We start from the raw sequence: 21,744 nt of genomic DNA, 5'->3' as shown, positions 1-21,744 counted from the left end.
CTCTCCAAACAGAGGTTCTTGTTGCCCGCAGACTGAGGTAGGGTGGGATAACCCCGCAATTGGGCTGGTTTGGACAGGTTTTCTCTCTTTAACAAAGGAGGGGCGCGGGGAGCTATAAGTCCCGCGCTGTATGCAAAGCATCAGCGTCGGGATACATGGACTCCCCGCACTTGTCGATTCTCTCGATGGGATAAGACAAGTATTTACCAGCAGCTATAGCTTGTGGTAAACTGCCACTATGCTGACCATGAACTACACTTACCGGATCTATCCAGACGCCGCGCAGCAGGCCGAGCTGCGGTCGTGGCTTGAGACGTGCAGAGGCGTGTACAACTACGCTTTGCGCGAACTCAAAGACTGGATTGCTTCCCGTAAGTGTCCCATAGACAGATGCTCACTGGAGAAGGAATACATCATTCCTGCCGATGAGCCATTCCCGTCTTGCTATCGTCAGCAAAATAACCTACCCAAAACAAAGAAGCAATTCCCGCATTTGGCCAAGGTGCATTCTCAGGTCTTGCAGACTACGATTCGCAGGCTGCATGATACTTGGGAGGCATTCCAGAAGCGGGGATATGGGTTCCCCCGTTTCAAGAAACAAGGCCAATTAAAGTCTTTTGTGTTTCCCCAGTTCAAGGACAATCCCATCTCCGGCAGCAGTATCAAGCTACCAAAGATAGGAAAAGTGCCTATCAACTTGCATCGTCCTATCCCAGATGGGTTCAAGGTCAAGCAGGTGAGGGTACTGTCCAAGGTAAGAGGGACGCAATGGTATGTCGTCGTTACCATCGAATCGGACATATCGGTTCCCGATGCTCCGGTTCACGGTCGTGCGATTGGGATTGATCTGGGATTGGAACGGTTTTTGACGGTCTCAGATGGCAGCTTCCAGGAGCGGCCCAAGTTTTTTAGGTCGATGCAACGCAAGCTGAAATTGCTGCAACGCAGAGCGACACGAAAACAAAAGGGCTCACGAAACTGGGAGAAGGCACAAATCAAGGTTGCCAGGATGCACCATCGGATTGCGAACCGTCGTAAAGATTTCCACCTAAAGACGGCTCATAAGCTTTGTGACCAAGCGCAAACCATCTTTGCGGAAGACCTCAATGTCACAGGCTTGACACGGGGAATGCTGCGAAAAGATTGTGTCGATGTCGCTTTTGGACAATTTCTGTCTCTGTTGGAATGGGTGTGCTGGAAACGTGGAGTGTACTTCGCTAAAGTCAACTCCAACGGGACTAGCCAAACCTGCCCCAAATGTTTTGCCACTGTCAGTAAGGGGTTGAAGATTAGAGAGCATCATTGTCCTGAGTGTGGGTATCGAACTCATCGTGACCATGCAGCAGCAGAAATGGTTTTGCATCGTGGACTAGAGAATTTAGTAGCCCAGGGACTCTGGGGAACGGAAACAGCCTGCCAAGTCGTTCTGTCGGGGGTCTATGACCTAGATAAGTGGCGTGGGGCAGGAATGCCTAACCGTGAGGTTAGGAAGCCCGCGCTGTACCCGTAGGGTCAGCGTCGGGAGGATGTCACTCTCTGCTTCGCTTTCCCCAATGTCTTCTCCCCATTCACTGGCGACCTTGCTATCTGATCCAGGGGATCCCTTGCCGATCCAGACTCCATCAACGGTCTCGGAATTGGCCGGAATCTTAAAGGAGTGCCAAGGGCGGAAAGTGCTGCCGCTGGGGCAGGGGAGCAAGTGGGGCTGGGCCCACTCTGTGGAGCCGGTGGATTTGGTTCTCAGCACGCGCGGCTTACGCCGGCTCATCGACCATGCGGCTGCTGATCTCACCGTCACGGTGGAAGCTGGCATGACTTTGGCGGAACTGCAACACATCTTGGCCGAGCGGGGGCAATGGTGGCCGGTGGATCCCCTCTATCCGGAGCGGGCTACCCTGGGGGGCATTATCGCCACTGCCGATACGGGTTCTCTGCGCCGGCGTTACGGCGGGATCCGCGACTTGCTGCTGGGCATAGCCTGGGTGCGGGCGGATGGGGAAGTGGCCAAAGCGGGCGGGCGGGTTGTCAAGAATGTTGCCGGCTATGACCTGATGAAGCTGTTCACCGGATCCTTGGGCAGCCTAGGAATTTTGACCCAGGTGAGCCTACGGCTTTACCCGTTGCCGGCAGCTCAGTCTGCTTTGCTGGCTACAGGATCCCTGCCGGAGCTGGAGGTTTTGTGTCGGCAGGTGCTGACCGGCCCCGTTAACCCTGTGGGGGTGGATCTCTGGCTGAGGGCAGAGGGATCCCAGGTTTGGCTCAGCTTTCATGGATCGGAGCGAGCAATCGCCCAGCAGATGGCCCAAACGCGGCGGCTGGCCCCTGCAGGGCTGACTTTGCAGGAAGTGAATCCCGACTCTCTGCCCCTGCCTCAACCCGGCTCAGGAGCAGTGCTGGCCAAGTTCGGGTGCCTGCCCAATCAGAGCCTGGCAACATTGGAGCAGTTTCAAACCCTGTTTCCTGGAGCTCAGGTGCAACTGCACCGAGGCTGTGGGCTAGGACGGGCTTGGCTGGTTCAGCCAGAAGTGGGATCCCTAATGCAACTGCAACGCTACCTCAAGTCCGCAGGCGGATTTCTCCTGCTTCTGGAGGCGCCGCCGGCTCTGAAGAAGGCTCTTGCCCATGACTTTGGCCCGGCTGCAAGTCTGATGCGCAAGCTGAAGCAGCACTTCGACCCCGCCGGCACCTTTAGCCCCAGCTTGATATAGGCACTGCCCCTGTCACCGCTCCTTCCCCGGGATCCCTCTGGCCAAACGTCTTGTTCCGGTGCATGATAGATCTATAAGAAATTGAAACATTTCTTAACATCATTTCTCAGTATCTCAGCGTCAAAGCTAAGAGAGGGATCAGCATGAGCATCGAGTGGCAACGGATACTCCGCGTTGGGGTGGGCTTTTGCCTTGGGCTGTTGATTGCGGTGGGCGGGGGATCCCTGACCTGGGCGCAACCTGCCCTGCCGGTGGTGCCGATGGAGCTGCCTCAGCCGCCCGTGCCGGTCTTGGACTTGGCGGATCAGTTGACCAGCAATCAGGAAGCTCAACTGGCCCAGCATCTGAACAAGTTAGAGCAAGACACCGGCTGGAAGCTGCGGGTGCTGACTCAGTTTGATCAAACTCCAGGCCGTCAGGTGAAAGAGTACTGGGGCTTGAATGAGCGCAGCGTTCTGATGGTGGCGGATCCCAGGGGGGGCAACTTGCTGGCGTTTAATGTGGGGGATGCTGTGCGCGAGATCTTGCCACGTACCTTTTGGATTGAGCTGCAATCTCGCTTTGGCAACCAATTCTATGTGCGGGAGCACGGCACCCAACGCGCCATCCTGGAGACCGTTGATGTCTTGGATCGCTGCTTTCATCAGGGGGGCTGCCGTGTGGTGCCCGGCCTGCCTCAAGAGCAGTGGATCCTAACGCTGGTGACCTCGATTTTGGGCGGGATTGTCTTCGGGTTTGCCGGCAAGCCCCGCCATGCGGAGGAGCTGTTTAACTGGCGTTGGGCCTTGCTCATTTCTCCCCTGTGGTTCATTCTGTTCGGGGCCTTCGGTATCGGCCCGGTGGTCACACGCACGCAGGATTGGATCCCGGTGTTGCGCAACGTCTTGGGGTTTCTGGCAGGGGCTTTGGTGATCTACCTGGCTCCCATTGCTCGCCCGGCAGTGGATCAGCAGTAGCTGACTCGTGAAGTCGGCTGGGCGTCCTTCCCTGCGAGCCCCAGTTCGCAGGGGACAAATGCTAGAATCGGTGAGCAGAAATTGCTGATGTAGCTCAGTTGGTAGAGCACTCGACTTGTAATCGAGCGGTCGTCAGTTCGAATCTGACCATCAGCTTCTGGTGCCATGGAACTTGGCTCTGCTGTCTCCTCTCGCTGAAGCCGAACTCAGCTTCTACACTGGTGGTTAGATTGGCATTAGCGGGATCCCTGGGTCTTGTTGACAGGAGGCCAAGGCCGATCCCTGCTCAGTTTGGCATACCTACTCAGCCGATTGGGTTGTTCTGATACATTTACGCTGAACACTGCTGAACATCACTGTTCAACTATGCAGCGATAGCATTCTGTTTGTTTCCAACCAGAATGGCGGTATCCCGCAAAGCTTTGAGTAGAATACCCAAAGCGCAGTTTCCGTGTCGTCTTACTACCAATTTTCTGCTTTGCTTTGGCTACCATGTTGGCAGACTCGAAAGTAAACAGAAAGATCAACTGGTAGTAATCCGTACTGAACATATTATACATTATTTTCAGTATAGTTGAGCTTATTATTGACTAGAGTCATGCTCCTGATTCTCCTTGGATGTCTATGTCCGGTCTCCCAGCCGCTACGGTTCGTCGATTGCAAAAGCTGCCCCAGGTGCCCTCGGTGTGGGAAGGGGATCGCCACAAGCTCTCAGGATCGTCACCCATGGGATCCCAAACGGAGGGGGAGTGCATTCTTTGGGTAGATGGCGTTCAGGGCGTGGTACGGGCCATGGAAGTGGTGCCCGCCGATTCTGGCTTTGAGCCGATGGTGCGAACCTTGATTGTGGCCATGGAGCGGCCCCATGCTGCCTCACCTGCTCGCCCCCAGAAGATCATCGTGCGGGATCGAGAGGTGCAATTTTTCTTGCGCGGCATTCTGCACCAGCTGGACATTAAGGTGGAATGCCAGCCGGAATTGCCTCTGATCGACGAGATCCTGCAGAGCTTTGAAGAGGCCAACGAACGGATCCCTCCCCCTCTGCCGGAACACTATGTTGAGTTGCTGGCCGGCAAAGCCCTCACCCTCTGGCGAGATGCTCCCTGGGATTACCTAGAGGATCACCAAATCTTGGCCATCGACCTAGATCACTGGGACATCCAAACCCTTTATGTCTCGGTGATGGGGCGGTTGGGCATGGAGTATGGGGTACTTTTCTATCGCTCGCTGCCCTCCCTCAAACAGTTTCGCCAGGATGCGGGCCAGCCGGATACTCCCGAAGAGATGGAGGAAGCCTTCCTCAGACAAGATTGTCTCTATCTCACATTCCAAGCTGGTAATCCTGAACTTAACGAACTGCCGGATCTGGACTTGGCAGAGTTGGATCCTGAGGAAGTTGAGCCGAACTTCGGCACCATTCACCCCCTGGAAGGCTTGCGCGTGACTTTGCAGGAGGACGAGGCGGCGGCCTTATCGGTGGCCTTGGAAGCCTTGCATCGCTTCTTCAAGCAGTACCACCGCAAGCTGGAAGATGACTTTCGCTCCTATCAAGGCCGGTACCGCATTCCCAATCCCCAAGAGAAGGGAGCAACCCTTTCGGTGCAGGTGCGCACCCTGCCGGACGTGGCTGAAGAGCTGCTGCAGCTGGAAGGGGAGGCGGAAGAACCTGCCCAAACCCTGCTGCGGGATGATTTGGTGCCCGAGGGCGCGCAGATAGGCCTGGGGGTCTTGCCGTGGACAACGGTGGAAATGCTGCGTCGCACGGGGCAATGGCATCCCCTCCCCCAAAGCAAGCTGGTGAAAAATGGAGAAGGGCTGCCGGTGGTGATTGTGCGCACCTCTCGATCAAAAGCAAAGCAGCTCATCGAGAATTTGCGTGGGGAAGGCGGGCCCCAGGGCGTTTGTTTCAACACAGGGGTGGATCCCTTCGATGGCGATCGCTACGACTTGGAAATTGTGCAAACGGGCAATCGCGATCTGCACCTGTTTGGAGAGTTTCCCGAAGATGATCCCGTTCACTCCATGGCTCGCAAGCGCTGGGAGCGGCGTTGCCGGGATACGGGTGGCTATTGCGGCTTGGTGGTGGCGATGGGGGTGAATTCTACGCGCCCAGAGCTGCAAGTGCGCCACATTCTGGCCTTGTTTGAGATGCAGGCTTTGAACCCAACGGGACTGGGACTGGGGCCGATGGTGCGGATTAGCCGACAATTGCACTTGCCTTGACCGTCCAGATGGAGGCAGGTTAGGTGCTGCTGGTAACCTGAGCAACTTTCTCCCAGCCGGGATCCCTTCTTTCTATCTCTGGCAGGTTTACCGGGCGGTGATTCGGTTTTTCCAGGGATCCACGCTATCTTGGCTCTGGTTCTCTCCTGGGTGCTGACCGGCAAAATAGCTCGACAAAGCATCTCGACAAAGCATACAGTGGCCCTATCATCTGGGGGCTCTGGTATTGACCCTCAGTTTGTGGCAAGTGCTTGGAGTTTAGGGCAAGGGATCCCAAGTATCCTGCCGCCGCAGGGTAGCTTGTCGCAGCCGAGCCAAGTTGGCCGATCCAGTGCAAAAGGCAACAATGCGCAGCTCCTCGATCACGGCGCGAAAGGTGTCCACCACTGCCTGCATCTGTCCTTGGGAGACGGCGTGTAAAGCGGGGGCGGCCATACCCACCACATCGGCTCCCAGACGGATAGCTTTGGCCGCGTCGATGCCATTGCGGATGCCGCCGCTGGCCACCAGGGGTAAGTCCGGCAGCAGGCGAGGAATTTCCAGCAGGGACAAAGCCGTTGGGATCCCCCAGTCCCTGAAGCTGTGGGCGATGCGTTTCTTGAGAGCATCTGGTTGGCGATGGGCCTCCACCTCGCTCCAACTGGTGCCGCCCGCCCCCGCCACATCCAGGGCTGCCACGCCGCATTCGGCCAGCTGCTGGGCTACTTTGGCACTGAGGCCATTGCCCACTTCCTTCACCACCACCGGCACCGGTAACTGCGCCACCAACCGTTCGATGCGGCCATACAATCCACGCCAGTCGGGATCCCCTTGGGGTTGAACCGCCTCCTGGAGAGGATTGAGGTGCAGAATCAATGCATCCGCCTCGATCATCTCCACCGCCCGTCGCGCCTGCTCCAACCCATAGCCGTAGTTGAGCTGAACGGCACCCAGGTTGGCCAGCAGCAGAATATTCGGGGCCACTTGGCGCACCTGGTAAGTCCGGGCCAGCTCTGGATGTTCCAAGGCTGCCCGCTGGGATCCCACCCCCATGGCAATGCCCAACTGTTGGGCAGCGGCGGCCAGTTGTCGGTTTAGCTCATGGGCAGCCTCTGTCCCCCCCGTCATGCTGCTGATGAGCAGGGGTCCCTGTAGGCGTTTTCCCAAGAACTCGCAGCTCAGGTCGATCTCCGACAACAGCAGCTCCGGCAACGCCACGTGCTCAAAGAAAAACCGCTCAAAGCCGGTGCGGATCCCTTTGGCAGCCACATCCTGCTGCAGAACAATGTCCAGGTGATCCTGTTTGCGCTCGGAAATGGGGGGGAGAGAATTGGCCATCGCGTCAGCAGTGCAGAGCCCTTTGGTCTTGGTAGAGATTGTCAGTCTATAACGCCGCGCGCTGCCAAAGGCGAACAGCATTGCCCGTTCGCGCTAGCGGGACGGAGTCCAAGGTGACTCGCTATCTACTGGGACAGCAGTGCGGTTCCCGGTAGGGTGCCGGAGGCATAGCACTGTCGCGTCAGCGGTGCGGAGCACTATGATGTGGGCGGGATCCCAACCGGACAGCCATGCAACCCTTGCACATCTTGCTGGCAGAAGGCAACCCTCATCTGCGCAGCTTGCTGTGTTGGCATTTGCAACAGGCCGGACACCAAGTTTGGGCAGCAGAGACCCTTCGCCAGGCAAAGACCCTGCTGCAACACCAGCCCATTCACCTGCTGATTTTGGATGCGGAGCTGTCCAACCGCGGCGGGCTGCAATTGTGCCGGTGGGCCCATCGCCAATGTGATCTGTTAATTCTGCTACTCTCCCACCGGGGATCCGAGGCGGATATCATCGCCGGCCTGGAGGCAGGAGCGGACGATTACCTCACCAAGCCCTTCAGTATGCAACTGCTGGATGCCCACCTTCTAGCCTTGGCTCGGCGACGACAGCGTCATATCCCCCCTACCTTTCTGCAGTACGGGGATCTCAAAATTGACCTGGTGCAACGGCGCGTTGCCCTGGCCGGGGAAGGGATCGACCTCACGCCCCAGGAGTTTAGCCTGCTGATGGTGCTGGTGCAGGCGGATGGGGATCCCGTCTCTCGTCTAGAGCTACTAGAGCGAGCATGGCCGGATTCCACCGATAACCCTCGCACCGTCGATACCCATATCCTCTCGTTGCGCAAAAAGCTGGAACGGGATCCGCGCCAGCCCAGCTTGATCCACACAGTGCGCAATGTCGGCTACTGCTTTGGCCTCAGCCCCCCGCTGCTTCAGGAACAGAAAACTCTGTCAGCCGCTGCAGGCGATTCAGGATCTGGGCCTCAGCGGCAGCGTCGTGGAGTCGCAGCGTCAGGCAAAGCACCTACTAAGGAATAGCTAGTTAACGTCAATTCCGCTAGGCAGAATCGGGATTGCTAAGTTGCAGCAGAGACCGGCGTACCCGCTGCTCCAAGGCCAGGTTGTGATGTCGGCGGCTGACCTGCAAAGCTGCCTGCAAATCCGAAAAAGCTGTTGCTTTATCTCCCATATTCCAGTAGGCCAGCCCTCGTCCGTACAAGCCATACTCGTCGGAGAGGTCAATCCGGTTCATATCCGCTTCCAGGCGAAAGGCCCGCTCGTAGTCGTCCAAAGCAGCTTTGATCTCCCCCAGCGCATAGAGAAGGTTGCCCCTGATGTAGAGAACGTTGGGCTGCTGGGGTTCTCTTTCTAAGCTGCGGCTGAGGTCGGCAATGGCCTCGTCAAAGTAATCACCACAGGCGTAGGTCACCCCCCGCTGGTAGTAGTGGGCTGGGCTGGGATCCCAGTCAATAGCCTGCGACCAATCGGACAAAGCCGCCTCCCAGGTGCCCAGGTAGCTGTGTAAACGGGCCCGCTGGGAATGGGCAAGCGCTGAGGTGGGATCCAGGCGGATGGCTTCATCCAGGTGGGCTAGGGCCAAAGGCAGGGATCCCTGTTGCATGAGCAGGTTGGCCAAGCTGAGGTGGTGGGGGACATTGGGGTGTAGGCGCACCAGCTCAGCAAACTCCGCCGTTGCTCCCTGGAGATCCCCCTGAGATTGACGAATCAGCCCGCGGTAAAAATAGGGTTCTGGACGGCGTGGGGCCAACCGGGTCGCCTGGCCGAAATCCTCCAAGGCTTGGGGAACTTGGCCGAGGGCAAAGTAGGCTTCTCCCCGCAAAATGTAGGCGTTGGCCAGGCAGGGATCCCGCTGCAGAGCCAAGCTGAGCTGTTCAATAGCCCCCGGCAAATCCCGGTTCAGCCACCGTTCTCGACCACGGTTGTAGGCCAAGATGGCCGGACGGGTGAAGGCAGAAATGGCCGCTGCACCTGCCAGACCCATCACTGCCAAAAGGCGATCCTGCCGCCAACTCGCCATGCTCCCCAGCAACAGGGCAACCGCAATCAAAAGGCGCAAACCGGCAGAGTCGTGGGCTCTGAACATACTGCTCTGCACCGCTGTTACGAACGTATCCTGTTTTTTTAATCTGCTCGCGAGCTTCTCTCTGATTCTGCCCGATTTGGCAGCGAAAAACGCCGAACAGCTCAAGCCCAAAAAGCTCCCGTAGCTCACTTGGATCAAGAGTAGAAAGGGGATCCCCGTGCTCCTCCCAACCCTTTAGGTGTGAGCAGTTGCCCTCCCTCCTGGCCTGCTAACGCGAGAGTGCTCTGGATCCCGGCTCCCCCTTAGGCCCAGAGCATCAACCGCAGCTCATAGGGATCGTGCATATCGGGGTGAAAGGGCAGCAAGCGGATGGCCAACCCTTGCAAGCCGCTGGCCTCATAGCAAATCTGGCCGGAAAAGATGGCCCGATCCTCCAGCGTCTCCACATAGCGCAGGGGGGTCGCCTGTCCCTTCTGAATCTGGCCCTCATCATTGACCGGCCCCTGGTAAGCTTGCACGATCACATCCTGAGGTCGCAGGGATCCCAGCCGCACTTCCACCGTCACGGTGAGGGGATCCCTGGCCATCACCACTTGGTCATCCTGTGCCAAGGCAAGGCCGGCAGCGGCAGCTTTCTTCGGGGTTTCGATCTGGACGTTGAGAACCTGGATGTTGTACCAATGCTCCTGCAGGTGGTTTTGCCAACGAACGAACTGGCGGGCCGACTCGAAGTGGTCACGGCGCATGCGGTCGAAGTAGTTGCTGAGAGGAATGTAGGCTCGCTGGACGTACTCCAACACCATGCGCTGCGTGCTGAACTGGGGGCAATTGAGGCGAATCGCCTGCTTCATGCGCTGGATCCACTGATGGGGTAGGCCATCGCTGCCGCGCTGGTAGAAGAGAGGGGCAACCTCTTGTTCCAGCAGGTCGTAGAGGGCATTCGACTCCACCTCATCTTGATAGGCGCGATCCTCATACTCCTCGCCGCGGCCAATGGGCCAGCCGGTCTGGTAATAATCGGCCTCATCCCACCAGCCATCCAAAATACTGAGGTTCTGTCCGCCGTTGGCCGCTGCCTTCATGCCGCTGGTGCCGCTGGCTTCACGGGGGCGCAAGGGGTTGTTCAGCCACACATCCACCCCGGCCACCATCAAGCTGGTGACATACATGTCGTAGTCCTCAATGAAAACCAAGCGCTGGCGAAACTCCGGCTGCCGCGACACCTGCACGATCTGGCGGATCAGCTCTTTGCCGGGTATGTCGCGGGGGTGGGCCTTGCCGGCAAAGATAAACTGCATCGGGTACTGAGGATGGTTGAGCAAAGCCTTGAGCCGTTCCAGGTTGTGGAACAAAAGGGTGGCCCGCTTGTAGGTGGCAAAGCGGCGGGCAAACCCAATGGTAAGCACCTCCGGGTTGAGGGCCTCAGAGGCCCGTTGGATCTCAGCCGCTGAGGCAGCCCGTTTCTGGAGCTGTTCCATCAAGCGCTCGCGGGTAAAGTTAATCAGGCGGGAGCGGCTGCGCTCGTGGGCCCGCCACAGTTCCCCATCCGGAATCCGATCCACCTTTTGCCAGAGGGGATCCGAAGGAGGAGCCTCTGCCCAATCCGGCCCCAGGTAGCGGTCGTAGAGGGCTTGGTTCTCCTCCCCCACCCAGGTGCGGACATGTACCCCGTTGGTGATGGAAGTAATCGGCACTTCTTCCAGCGGGATCCCAGGCCACAGCCGGCTGAACATCTTGCGGGAAACCGCCCCATGCAGCTTGCTCACACCGTTCACAAAAGAGGCCATGTTGATGGCCAGCACTGCCATGCTGAAGGGAGATTGGAAGTCGCCGGTATTTTCCCGTCCCAAAGCCAAAAAGCGCTCCCGGCTCAGGCCCATCTGGCTGTAGTAGAAGCCGAGGTAGTAATCGATCTTGTCGGGCGGGAATAGGTCGATCCCGGCGGGCACCGGCGTGTGGGTGGTAAACATCTGGCTGGACTTGGCCACTTGCCAAGCCTCTTCAAAGCTCAGCCCCTGCTCGACCATCAACAGGCGAATCCGCTCCACCGCCAAAAAGGCCGAGTGCCCTTCGTTCATGTGGTAGACGGTGGGATGGATCCCAAGGGCGCGCAAAGCCCGCACGCCGCCGATCCCCAGCATGATCTCCTGGTGGATGCGCAGATCTTGGTCGCCACCGTACAGCTCATCGGTGATGTCTTGGTCGTACTGGCTGTTGGGCTCGATGTTGGTGTCCAGAAGATAGAGGGGCACCCTCCCCACCGTCACCTTCCAAATGCGGGCGAACACCTTGCGGTTGGGATAATCCACCTCAATCCGAATTTCGCGGCCCTCCGCATCTCTCTGCAGCTCCAGGGGCATGTTAAAGAAATCGTTAACTGGGTAGCGTTCCTGCTGCCAGCCGTCGGGGTTGAGGTACTGGCGGAAATACCCCTTTTGGTAGAGCAAGCCCACACCCACCAGGGGCAAGCCCAGGTCGCTGGCCGCCTTGAGGTGATCCCCGGCCAAAACCCCCAAGCCGCCTGAGTAGAGGGGTAGACAATCCGCCAAACCAAACTCTGCCGAAAAATAGGCGTAGCACTCCCCTTCCACCGCTTGGGCCGAACGATACTTGCGATACCAAGTGTCCTCCTGCAGGTAGCTCTGCAGTTGTTGGCTGGCCCGTTCCAACTGGGCCAAAAAGCCGGGATCCTCCGCCAACTCATCCAGCCGTTCCTGCCGAATCCGGCCCAGAAGAGCCACCGGGTTGTGGGCACAGGCATCCCACAGATCGGGATCCATGCGCCGGAATAGACTGCGGGTTTCTACGTTCCAACTAAAATGCAGGTTGTAAGCCAACAAGCGCAGACTTTCCAGCGGAGTAGGCAGGTAGGGAGTGACCTTAAACGTGCGTAGCGGCTTCATAAAGACTGGGAGGAGCGTTGTTTCCACTGTCAGGCTACCTTGCCCTCAGCCTGAGGGCGTGGCTTTTTAACTTGAATGTCGATTTGTAATCCAGTGGATGCCGAGCTGTAATCCAACGGCTGCTCGAACTCCCTCAGGGCTCTATTTGGGATGGATCCGACTGCGCCCCTGGCCGATACGATCGCTGCCATTGCCACTGCGGTGGTGCCTGAACAGGGCAGCGTGGGGATTGTGCGCCTTTCCGGGTCACGAGCCCTTCCCATTGTCCAAGCCATCTTTACCCCTGCCCGCCGCAACGCAGTCTGGGAGAGCCATCGGCTCCTCTACGGCTGGATCCGCGACGAGAAAGGCCAAATCCTAGACGAAGCGCTGGCCGTTTGGATGCAGGCCCCCCGTTCTTACACCCGCGAAGATGTGGCAGAGCTGCATTGCCACGGTGGCATCATGGTGGTTCAGGCCACGTTGCAACAATGCCTGCGGCAGGGGGCGCGGCTGGCTCAGCCGGGGGAGTTTAGCCTGCGCGCTTTTCTGAATGGCCGCATTGACCTCACCCAGGCCGAGAGTGTGGCCGATCTGGTGGCGGCCCGCTCCCCTCAGGCGGCCCGGATGGCCCTAGCAGGCTTGCAGGGTAAGTTAGGGGGATCCATTCGCGCCCTGCGCCAGGAGCTGCTGGGTTTGTTGGCAGAAATTGAGGCTCGCCTCGACTTTGAAGAGGATCTGCCCCCCTTGGATGTTGCCGCTTGGCAGGCCCGGCTCCAAGCTATACAAACCCAGATCCAAGCTCTGCTGGCCACGGCAGAACGGGGACAACTGCTGCGCACCGGGGTGAAGGTGGCCATTGTCGGGAGGCCCAATGTGGGCAAGTCCAGCCTGCTCAATGCTTGGTCAGGACAGGATCGGGCCATCGTCACCGATCTGCCCGGCACCACCCGCGACGTGGTGGAATCCCACCTGGTGGTAAAAGGGATCCCCGTTCAACTGCTGGACACTGCCGGCATCCGCGCCACCGAAGATCCGGTGGAACGGCTGGGGGTGGAGCGCTCCCAACGCCTAGCCCAGGCTGCCGATGTGCTGGTGCTGGTCATCGACGCCCAAGCGGGCTGGACGGCTGCCGACGCCGCCATCTACGAGTCGATCCGCCATCGCCCCCTCATCCTGGTGATCAACAAAACCGACCTCGCCCCGCCAGAGGGGATCCCTCTCCCCCCCGAGATTGCCCACCGCGTCCCCGCCGTTGCTGCCCAAGGGAAAGGGATCCCGGAGCTGGAAAAAGCCCTGGAGCAGCTTGTCACCCAGGGACGTCCCCAGCCCAATCTGGAGATAAGCCTGAACCAGCGGCAGGCCGCTGCCCTCCAACAAGCCCAAGCCAGCCTGGAACAGGTGGGGCAGGCCATCCAAGCTCAGCTCCCCCTGGACTTTTGGAGCATCGACCTGCGGGGCGCCCTACATGCCCTTGGCCAGATCACCGGCGAGGAGATCTCGGAATCGGTGCTGGATCAGATTTTCAGCCGCTTCTGCATCGGTAAGTAGCCCCCTAACTCATACTCATTTTGAGTTTGTGTTACTATGGGCTCAGTTGGGAAGCCGAAGCGGATCCCCGATAATGGAAACACAGTTAGGAGGTTGGCCATGGTTACCGCCGAGAAAACCCGTCTCTACCCCACCCAGATCGATTTGCCAGCAGAGGCTCGCGCGCAACTGGTGGAGCTGCTCAACCAGTCCTTGGCAGACACGTTGGATCTGAAGACGCAGGTGAAACAGGCCCACTGGAACGTTAAAGGCATGCACTTCATCGCCTTGCACGAGATGTTCGACACTTTTGCCAGCACCCTGGAAAACTACGTGGACATGCTGGCGGAACGGGTTACGGCGCTGGGGGGCATCGCCCGCGGCACGGCTCGCATCGTTGCCCAAACCTCCACCTTGCCGGAGTACGATCTGGCCGCTGAAGAGGGTCGGGATCACCTGCAGGCTTTGGCAGCCCGTTACGCTCAATATGCAGCTTCCGTCCGCCGCAACATTGACCGCACCACCGAACTGGGGGATGCCGACACAGCAGACCTGTTCACCGAGATCTCGCGCCAGATTGACAAAGATCTTTGGTTTATCGAGGCTCACCTGCAGGCGTGACGCCGGCGAGGCCAGTCACAGGCAAGTGGATCAAGCAAAATGGGCGTTAACGTTCCCCTCCTGTATTTGGTGGCTCTGGCCAGTATCCTCGGCGTGGCGGGCTTCTTTGTCCTGCGGGAGGTGCTGCGGGTACGGGCCCAGGAAAAGGTCATCCGTGAGCTGCAGCCCCGCCTGAGCAAAGGCAAGGGATCCCCGCAGGAGCACTACGAGTTGGGCAGCGTCTATTTGCAAAAAGGCCTCTACGACCAGGCGGTTGCCCAGCTCAAAAAAGCCCTAGAAGTGGCCGGGGAGAACATTCCCCCCGTCTGCAACGCCCTCGGTTTTGCCTACTTCAGCCAGGGGCAGTACGACTTGGCCATCCGTTACTACAAGGATGCCGTGGCTGCGGATCCCGGTTATGTAACTGCTTGGAACAATCTGGCCCATGCCTATGAGAAGAAAAATCTCTATGGCCCAAGCTTGGAAGCTTACGAAACTGCCCTGAAGTTGGATCCCCGAAATGCCATTGCTAAGCGGCGCTCGGAGTCTCTGCGCAAACGGTTGCAGCCCAGCCCCTGAGGATCCCATCTGCAATTTCATCCGCAGAAATACTCTTGACCGCAGCACAGTTGTCCATAGGAGTTGGCTCTAAAGACTCCATCCTGCCTGTGCAGGCACTTCCTTATCCTCTCAAAAGAAGATTGATAATATTGAAATCTTGAGTGCAAATGTAAGATCCGGTATCGTGTTGCCTGGGCTGGTATTATGTCTTAAATAAAACGAGAGGCCATTTCATGGATTCGCAATCGGTAGCACCTGTGGTTTTGGTGATCCTGGATGGCTGGGGTTATCGGGATGCTCTCGATGGCAACGCGGTGCTGGCTGCGGAAACCCCTGTCCTGGATAGCCTTTGGGCTGCCTATCCCCACACCCTGCTGCAAGCTTCGGGTCGGGCCGTGGGCCTGCCGGCAGGACAGATGGGCAACTCTGAAGTCGGGCACCTGACCTTGGGGGCAGGGCGGGTGGTGCCGCAGGAATTGGTGCGCATCAGCGACGCGATAGAGACGGGATCCCTTTTCCAGGATCCCTTGTTGATGCAAGTTTGTCGCCAGCTCAGAGAGCGAGGGGGCCGTTTTCACTTCGTTGGCCTTTGCTCCGAGGGGGGGGTTCACTCCCACATCGACCATCTCTATGGGTTGCTCAAGCTGGCGGCCCAGGCTGAGATTCCGGCCTATGTCCACGCCATCACCGATGGCCGCGACACCTTGCCCCGCGATGGTGCCAGGGTTCTGGCCGCCCTGGAAAAAGAGCTGCAATGGCTGGGCAATGGCGTCATCGCCACCCTGAGCGGACGCTACTACGCCATGGATCGGGATCGCCGTTGGGAGCGCACCCAAAAGGCCTACGAGATCATGACCCAAGACGGCCCTGGCCGTGGACAAAGCGCCGCGGAGGTGATGGAAGCTTTCTATGCCCAGGATCTCACAGATGAGTTCATCCCGCCCACCCGCCTGGCTCCGGGGGCTGTGCAGCCGGGAGATGCGGTGCTTTTCTTCAACTTCCGCCCAGATCGCGCCCGCCAACTTACCCAAGCCTTTGTCTGCCCAGATTTCTCAGGCTTTCAGCGCCCCTTGCTGCCGGATCTCACCTTCATCACCATGACTCAGTACGAGGCGGAGCTGCCGGTGCAGGTGCTGTTCAAGCCCCAGAACCTGGATCACCTGCTGGGCCAAGTGGTGAGCGAGGCCGGCCTCAAGCAATTGCGCATTGCCGAGACGGAAAAATACGCCCATGTCACCTACTTCTTCAACGGCGGCATCGAGCAGCCCTTCCCCGGTGAGGATCGCATCCTGGTGCAAAGCCCGCTGGTGACCACCTACGACCAGGCGCCGGAGATGTCGGCAGTGGAAGTGACCGACAAAGCGATAGAGGCCATCGCCCGCCGCGAATACAGCCTGGTGGTGCTCAACTATGCCAATCCCGACATGGTAGGTCACACTGGCAACTACGAAGCCACCATCCGCGCTTTGGAGACGGTAGATCGCTGTTTGGGCAGGTTGCTGGCGGCAGTGGTGGATGCAGGAGGCACCACTTTGATCCTGGCGGATCACGGCAATGCCGAGCTGATGTGGGATGAGAACGGCAACCCCTGGACGGCCCACACCACCAACCCCGTTCCCTGCATTTTGGTGGAGGGGGAAAGGCGCAAAATCCCCGGCTGTGGCGGCGATGTCAAGTTGCGCTCCAACGGCACTTTGGCTGATGTGGCCCCCACCCTGCTGGAGATCTTGGGCCTGCCTCAGCCCCCCGAAATGACAGGACGTTCGCTTTTGCAGCCGGCAGAATACACCATCCTCCAGCGGCAACCCAGTCCTGTGGGGCGGTAGGTGCCAGGGATCCCTTACTCCGTCACTGGGATCCCTTCTTGGGCCAGCCATGCTGTTAGCTCTCCCCAGTTGCGATAGACAGCCAGAACCCGTGAGCGATCGGGGTGATAGGGGGCAGCCAAGCGCTCCAACTGCAAAAAGCGGGCCTGGGGAGGGATCACCGCCGCTTCGGGATCGGGGGGAGTGGGTCGGCGCAAGGAGCTGCTGTAGCCGCGGTAGATCAGCACCAGATCAGACTCTCCCTCGCTTTCCACCTCCACCCGTAGCACCTCTTGCGGGTGGTCTTGGCTATAGCGCTCCAAGGCCAAGGGCCAAGGCAGGGCCCTCATGCTTCCAGTTCCCCCTTATCAGTTCCGGGTCGCAGCCGCCAGACAAAGTAGAGGCTGTAGAGCAGGTAGGCCACCAGCCCCCAGGCCCCCACGCTCCCCAGCAGCTCCGGCGATACATTGGGATGGAAGATCTCCCGAAACCCCAGCGGTGGCCCAAACCAAGCCCGGCACTCCTCTGGCAGAGAAGTGCGGAAAGCACAGGGCACAAAGGCCCCCGAAAAGAGGATCCCGGCCCCCATATAACCAGTCAGGCCCCACCGCCAGAGCAAAAAGGCTCGCGCCGCCCAGGTTCTCGACTGCTCGAGAGCAGCACTCCAGTCCCGCCAAAACCAAAGACAAACCAAGATCAACAGCCGCGCCATTGCTCCACTGAGAAAGCTGACGGGCAGGCCCCCAATCATCAGGTACACCGTCACCGCCAAGAGGCTCGATACCCGCCAATAAACGATCAATAGCTGAATCAAGGGCCGCAACCCCACCGCAAAAGCCCAAATCAGCAGCAGCAATGGCATCACCACCGTCAGCGCCACTGCCAAGCGGTAGTCCAGCCAGATTGCATCCACCAGCCAACTCTGGGGAGTCATCCTCACCCTCTGCCACTCCTGCCCCTTAGTATATGAAACCTGGGGGATCCAGGACGGGACACAGAGAGTTACGGAATGTTAACGCCTGCTGACCATCCCCAGCAAAACTTTACACCAGACAGCTTTCAGAAAGTTTTCCATTTTGCCGCTACCGATCCCCGAAAGTGGTAGATTCTTAGCTAGCTCCTCAGAGGAGCATGACTCTAGTCAATAATAAGCTCAACTATACTGAAAATAATGTATAATATGTTCAGTACAGATTACTACCAGTTGATCTTTCTGTTTACTTTCGAGTCTGCCAACATGGTAGCCAAAGCAAAGCAGAAAATTGGTAGTAAGACGACACGGAAACTGCGCTTTGGGTATTCTACTCAAAGCTTTGCGGGATACCGCCATTCTGTTTGGACTCCGTCCCGCTAACGCGAATGGAAACAAACAGAATGCTATCGCTGCATAGTTGAACAGTGATGTTCAGCAGTGTTCAGCGTAAATGTATCAGTATCCCTGTCGTTCGGAAGGCCAGCTGCCTGTCTGAGCGACCAGCGGAGTCTCCTTCAGACCTTGGCCCAACTTAATCTCATTAAGTATTGTTACTTAATCGTGTTATCTTGGGTTAAGGTCAAACCTTGAGAGGCATGACCTCGAAACCATGGCCCGTTCTTCCAGACTCCTCTCTCACAGTTCTACCCGTTGGAAGGCGACCCAGTGGAAGCCCAGACCACTGCCTCCCTTGGAGAATGCACCTCCTTCTCCGAAGCGGGAGGAAGAGACAGGGGATCCAGTTGCGTCAGAGCCACCCCTTGCCCTGGGGAAGCCCGATTTGGCGAGGAAGGTGAAGGGTGGAGCTAGGGGGGCAGCAGTTGCTGGCAGCGGGAGCTATGAAGCGCTGCAGCTGTGGCTGGTGCTGGTTACCTTGGGGGTAAGTCTGGCCATTGCCGTGGGAGTGGCCCTGGTTTACTCTCTGGGGGTAGCTGCCAACTACTTGCTGGGGGCGGTTGTTGGCGTGGTTTATCTGCGCATGCTGGGCCGCGGCGTAGCGGAGCTGGGCAAAAGCCGCAACCGTTTGGGGGTGACGCGTTTGGCTCTGTTTGTCGGGCTGATCGTTTTAGCCACTCAGGTGAAGTCTTTACAGATATTGCCCATTTTCCTGGGGTTCATGACCTACAAGGTCACCCTGCTCATTCATCTTGTCCAGACCTTGACCCGTTCATCTTCTTCTGTGTGATGCCCATGAACCTGTCCTTCTCCTCTCCTCCTCTTTTGGCAGAACTCGAGGTCGGCCATCACCTTTACTGGCACCTGGGCAAATTCACGGTTCACGGGCAGGTTTTGATCGCCAGCTGGATCGCCATTGCCCTGATCTTGACGGTGGTTATCTTGGGCACCCGTCAACTGCAGCGGGAGCCGGCTGGTCTGCAAAACTTTGTCGAGTATGCCCTGGAATTTGTGCAGAGCATTGCCCGTGCCCAGATTGGCGAGAAAAACTTCCGGCCCTGGGTACCCTATGTCGGCACCTTGTTCCTGTTTATCTTTGTCTCCAACTGGATGGGCAACCTCTTCCCGTGGAAGCTGATTCCTCTGCCGGAAGGGGAGCTGGCCTCTCCCACCAACGACATCAACACCACTGCTGGCTTGGCGCTGCTTACCAGCATCATGTATTTCGTAGCCGGCATCAGCAAGCGGGGGCTGTCTTACTTCAAAAAATACATTGAGCCTACCCCGATTCTGCTGCCCATCAATGTTTTGGAAGATTTCACCAAGCCCCTCTCCCTGAGTTTCCGTCTGTTCGGCAACATCCTGGCCGAAGAGCTGGTGATAGCGGTGTTGGTGTTGCTGGTGCCCTTGTTTATCCCCGTGCCGGTGATGGTTCTGTTCCTGTTTACGGGGGCAATTCAGGCTTTGATCTTCTCAACCCTCTCGGCAGCTTACATTGGAGAGGCGCTGGAAGGTCATGGAGGAGGGGATCACCACGATTGATCCCGCTGTTTGGCCGATCACCTTGGCCTTTTCACGGAGGATCATCTCAAGTGGGCCAGCGCAAGGGATCCCTTCTTTTGGTAAGGTTTGTTGGGGCTGACAGATTGGTTCTGAAAGCCGCCGACAAGGGAGTGATTTGAGGCTGTAGTGTATCAGACCCGATCACCTCTGAAGCTCAAGAGACGTTGTTGTTGTGTCAATCACCAAGGAGCATCTCACTATGGATCCGTTAACCTCTGCTGCTTCTGTTCTGGCTGCTGCTCTGGCCATTGGTCTGGGATCCCTGGGTCCTGGGATCGGACAGGGGAACGCCGCTGCTGCTGCGATGGAAGGGGTGGCCCGCCAACCGGAGGCGGAAGACAAGATCCGCGGCAACCTGCTGGTTAGCCTGGCCTTCATGGAAGCTCTGACCATCTACGGCTTGGTGGTGGCTTTGGTGCTCTTGTTTGCCAACCCCTTCGCCTAGTGTCCTACGGGGGCGGGCCGCAGCGATGGCCGAGGTGAGCCATATCCGCCCCCCAACCCGGCCTGACGGTAGACCTAAGTTTCTGTTGGGGTCATAACACCCATGCTCTTCCAAACTCTATTGGCTGTTGAAGCGGCTGAAAAAGGTGGTCTTTTCGATCTGGATGCCACCCTGCCCCTGATTGCCATTCAGTTTTTGCTGTTGGTGGCAGTGCTCAACTCACTCTTCTATGAGCCGGTTACGCGGGCTATCGACAGCCGCAGCGACTACATCCGCACCACTCAGGCGGAAGCCCAAGAGCGGTTGGACAAGGCGGTGTCGTTGACCCGACAGTATGAGTCTGAGATCAGCCAGGCCCGCTTGCAAGCCCAGCAGGTGATCGCTGAGGCAGAGGCTGCAGCTGCTCGCATTCGTTCCGAGAAACTGGCTGCTGTGCAGGCAGAGATCCAGCAGAAGCTGGAGGCGGCGCGGCTACAGGTCGAGCAAGAGAAGCAGGCAGCCCTCGAACAGCTGCAGCAGCAGGTGGATGCCATTGCCGCCCAGATTACCCAGAAACTGCTGGGCAGTGCTCGTTAGATCGCTGGTTGGAAGTACTTTTGGAGGAGCTTGCGATGCCTGTGTGGAGTTGGGTGGCCGGTTGGATCTTGGCTGTGGCCGAGACCACGGAGCTACTCCCAGAAGCCAAGGCAGGAGAGGGGGATCTCTTGGCCAAGATTCTCGAGAGCAACCTGATCAACATCGCGATCATTCTCACCTTGCTGTTTATCTTGGGTCGCAAAGTGGTGGGAGAAGCCCTGGCCAAGCGGCGGGAGGGGATCCTAGAAGAACTGCGGCAGGCGGAGCAGCGCAAACAGGAAGCCATTGAGAAGCTGGCGGAGGAGCAGCAAAAGCTGGCCCAGGCTCAGCAGGAGGCTGAACGTATCCGCAAGCAGGCGGAAGCCAACGCCGAAGCCCGTCGGCAAGAGTTGTTGGAGCAGGCGGAGCGGGAAGTTGAGCGGCTGCGGGCCAATGCCGAGAAAGAGTTGTCCAGCGAGCAGGAGCGGATTCTTCAAGAGTTGCGTCGGCAGATCGTTCGCCAAGCCCTGAGTAAGGTGGAGCAGGAGTTGCCGCAGCACCTCAACGAAGAGACCCACCGCAGCCTGATCGAGAGAGGGATCCAAATGATTGCCCGCTAGCTCTCAAGGAGGAGAAAGGTATGATCAGCAGCACAATGGCTGAGAAGGTGGTGGATCCCTATGCCGAGGCTCTCATTGCCCTTGGATCTGGCCAGGGATTGCTGGACACTTTTGCCGCCGATATGCGCTTTATTGCCGAGGTTTTGCGGGCTACGCCGGAGCTGGGCCAGTTTCTCGCCAACCCGGTGATCAAGGCCGAGGCCAAAAAGAACCTGCTGCAGCAAGTATTTGCCGATCAGATCCACCCTCTGCTGCTGAATGCGCTGAAGTTGTTGACCGACCGCCGCCGTATCATGTTTCTCGGGACTGTTTGCCGGCGCTTTTTGGATCTGCAGCGGAAGCTCCAGAACATCGTCCTGGCCGAAGTGACGACGGCGATACCCTTGACGGAAGCTCAGCAGCAATCGATTCGCGAGCGGGTGATGGACTTCACCCAGGCCAGCGGTGTGGAGTTGCAAGCCACTCAGGATCCGGAGCTGCTGGGAGGGGTGGTCATCAGGATTGGATCCCAGGTGATCGACCTCAGCTTGCGTGGACAGTTGCGCCGGCTGGCCTTGCAGTTGGCCTAAGTTGGTTTTT

At 58.2% G+C, this 21,744-nt stretch carries 20 protein-coding genes and 1 tRNA gene; 16 read left to right on the top strand and 5 right to left on the bottom strand.

The features are described from left to right. The first annotated feature begins 247 nt into the window (after positions 1-247). The 5 genes from ACVWXW_RS04940 (at position 248) to ACVWXW_RS04920 (ending at position 5,887) form a co-directional block, all read left to right on the top strand. On the top strand, positions 248-1,510 hold the full coding sequence (locus tag ACVWXW_RS04940; RefSeq protein ID WP_457403043.1) for an RNA-guided endonuclease InsQ/TnpB family protein: 1,263 nt from the start codon (positions 248-250) through the stop codon (positions 1,508-1,510). Between the two features lie 94 nt (positions 1,511-1,604). After that, a complete protein-coding gene (locus ACVWXW_RS04935; RefSeq protein ID WP_457403042.1) occupies positions 1,605-2,708 on the top strand; it encodes an FAD-binding oxidoreductase in 1,104 nt (367 codons plus the stop codon). A 143-nt stretch (positions 2,709-2,851) separates the two neighbouring features. Beyond that, positions 2,852-3,664: a TPM domain-containing protein gene (locus tag ACVWXW_RS04930; RefSeq protein ID WP_083757667.1), complete on the top strand. Its 813-nt coding sequence runs from the start codon at positions 2,852-2,854 to the stop codon at positions 3,662-3,664. Between the two features lie 83 nt (positions 3,665-3,747). Then, positions 3,748-3,820 (top strand) — tRNA-Thr (locus ACVWXW_RS04925). A 468-nt stretch (positions 3,821-4,288) separates the two neighbouring features. Next, complete coding sequence (locus ACVWXW_RS04920) at positions 4,289-5,887, top strand: DUF6930 domain-containing protein (protein WP_457403041.1); 1,599 nt, start codon at positions 4,289-4,291, stop codon at positions 5,885-5,887. Between the two features lie 258 nt (positions 5,888-6,145). Here ACVWXW_RS04920 and fni read toward each other — a convergent pair whose 3' ends face one another. Next, positions 6,146-7,204 (bottom strand): type 2 isopentenyl-diphosphate Delta-isomerase, encoded by a 1,059-nt coding sequence (fni, locus tag ACVWXW_RS04915; RefSeq protein ID WP_457403040.1) that lies wholly within the window; start codon positions 7,202-7,204, stop codon positions 6,146-6,148. 230 nt (positions 7,205-7,434) lie between these two features. Here fni and ACVWXW_RS04910 point away from each other — a divergent pair, with 230 nt between their 5' ends. After that, positions 7,435-8,229, top strand: coding sequence for a response regulator transcription factor (locus ACVWXW_RS04910; RefSeq protein ID WP_457403039.1), 795 nt, complete (start codon positions 7,435-7,437; stop codon positions 8,227-8,229). Positions 8,230-8,248: 19 nt separating this feature from the next. Here the strand turns inward: ACVWXW_RS04910 and ACVWXW_RS04905 are convergent, their stop codons facing one another. Further along, positions 8,249-9,295, bottom strand: a complete 1,047-nt coding sequence (locus ACVWXW_RS04905) for a tetratricopeptide repeat protein (protein WP_457403038.1) — start codon at positions 9,293-9,295, stop codon at positions 8,249-8,251. Between the two features lie 242 nt (positions 9,296-9,537). Further along, positions 9,538-12,138: an alpha-glucan family phosphorylase gene (gene glgP / locus ACVWXW_RS04900; RefSeq protein WP_457403037.1), complete on the bottom strand. Its 2,601-nt coding sequence runs from the start codon at positions 12,136-12,138 to the stop codon at positions 9,538-9,540. A 150-nt stretch (positions 12,139-12,288) separates the two neighbouring features. Here glgP and mnmE point away from each other — a divergent pair, with 150 nt between their 5' ends. The 4 genes from mnmE (at position 12,289) to gpmI (ending at position 16,634) form a co-directional block, all read left to right on the top strand. Then, complete coding sequence (gene mnmE, locus ACVWXW_RS04895; RefSeq protein WP_457403036.1) at positions 12,289-13,668, top strand: tRNA uridine-5-carboxymethylaminomethyl(34) synthesis GTPase MnmE; 1,380 nt, start codon at positions 12,289-12,291, stop codon at positions 13,666-13,668. A 99-nt stretch (positions 13,669-13,767) separates the two neighbouring features. Next, positions 13,768-14,268: a DNA starvation/stationary phase protection protein Dps gene (gene dps / locus ACVWXW_RS04890; protein ID WP_414344460.1), complete on the top strand. Its 501-nt coding sequence runs from the start codon at positions 13,768-13,770 to the stop codon at positions 14,266-14,268. A 39-nt stretch (positions 14,269-14,307) separates the two neighbouring features. Beyond that, complete coding sequence (locus tag ACVWXW_RS04885) at positions 14,308-14,826, top strand: tetratricopeptide repeat protein (RefSeq protein ID WP_011434229.1); 519 nt, start codon at positions 14,308-14,310, stop codon at positions 14,824-14,826. 215 nt (positions 14,827-15,041) lie between these two features. Continuing rightward, positions 15,042-16,634, top strand: a complete 1,593-nt coding sequence (gpmI, locus tag ACVWXW_RS04880; RefSeq protein WP_414413735.1) for a 2,3-bisphosphoglycerate-independent phosphoglycerate mutase — start codon at positions 15,042-15,044, stop codon at positions 16,632-16,634. Positions 16,635-16,648: 14 nt separating this feature from the next. Here the strand turns inward: gpmI and ACVWXW_RS04875 are convergent, their stop codons facing one another. Beyond that, the gene (locus ACVWXW_RS04875) at positions 16,649-16,963 is read right to left on the bottom strand and encodes a DUF7734 family protein (RefSeq protein WP_414330481.1); all 315 of its coding nucleotides are present in this window, start codon (positions 16,961-16,963) and stop codon (positions 16,649-16,651) included. Then, the gene (locus ACVWXW_RS04870) at positions 16,960-17,547 is read right to left on the bottom strand and encodes a DUF3177 family protein (RefSeq protein WP_011434226.1); all 588 of its coding nucleotides are present in this window, start codon (positions 17,545-17,547) and stop codon (positions 16,960-16,962) included. Before ACVWXW_RS04870 ends, ACVWXW_RS04875 begins: the two co-directional genes overlap by 4 nt. Positions 17,548-18,277: 730 nt before the next feature. On the opposite strand from ACVWXW_RS04870, the gene ACVWXW_RS04865 reads away from it, so the two are divergent. The 6 genes from ACVWXW_RS04865 (at position 18,278) to atpH (ending at position 21,734) form a co-directional block, all read left to right on the top strand. Further along, a complete protein-coding gene (locus ACVWXW_RS04865; protein WP_457403035.1) occupies positions 18,278-18,772 on the top strand; it encodes a hypothetical protein in 495 nt (164 codons plus the stop codon). Between the two features lie 5 nt (positions 18,773-18,777). After that, on the top strand, positions 18,778-19,524 hold the full coding sequence (atpB, locus tag ACVWXW_RS04860) for a F0F1 ATP synthase subunit A (protein ID WP_414349847.1): 747 nt from the start codon (positions 18,778-18,780) through the stop codon (positions 19,522-19,524). 220 nt (positions 19,525-19,744) lie between these two features. After that, the gene (gene atpE / locus ACVWXW_RS04855; protein WP_235280127.1) at positions 19,745-19,990 is read left to right on the top strand and encodes an ATP synthase F0 subunit C; all 246 of its coding nucleotides are present in this window, start codon (positions 19,745-19,747) and stop codon (positions 19,988-19,990) included. Positions 19,991-20,092: 102 nt separating this feature from the next. After that, positions 20,093-20,566 (top strand): F0F1 ATP synthase subunit B', encoded by a 474-nt coding sequence (locus ACVWXW_RS04850; RefSeq protein ID WP_414349846.1) that lies wholly within the window; start codon positions 20,093-20,095, stop codon positions 20,564-20,566. A gap of 35 nt (positions 20,567-20,601) precedes the next feature. Then, positions 20,602-21,165, top strand: a complete 564-nt coding sequence (locus tag ACVWXW_RS04845) for a F0F1 ATP synthase subunit B (RefSeq protein ID WP_457403034.1) — start codon at positions 20,602-20,604, stop codon at positions 21,163-21,165. Between the two features lie 20 nt (positions 21,166-21,185). Continuing rightward, a complete protein-coding gene (gene atpH, locus ACVWXW_RS04840) occupies positions 21,186-21,734 on the top strand; it encodes an ATP synthase F1 subunit delta (RefSeq protein ID WP_457403033.1) in 549 nt (182 codons plus the stop codon). Positions 21,735-21,744: the final 10 nt, after the last annotated feature.

Source organism: Thermostichus sp. MS-CIW-30, assembly GCF_054058015.1.
The sequence above is the reverse complement of the archived record's forward strand: the minus strand, read 5'-3'. Positions and strand labels throughout refer to the sequence as shown.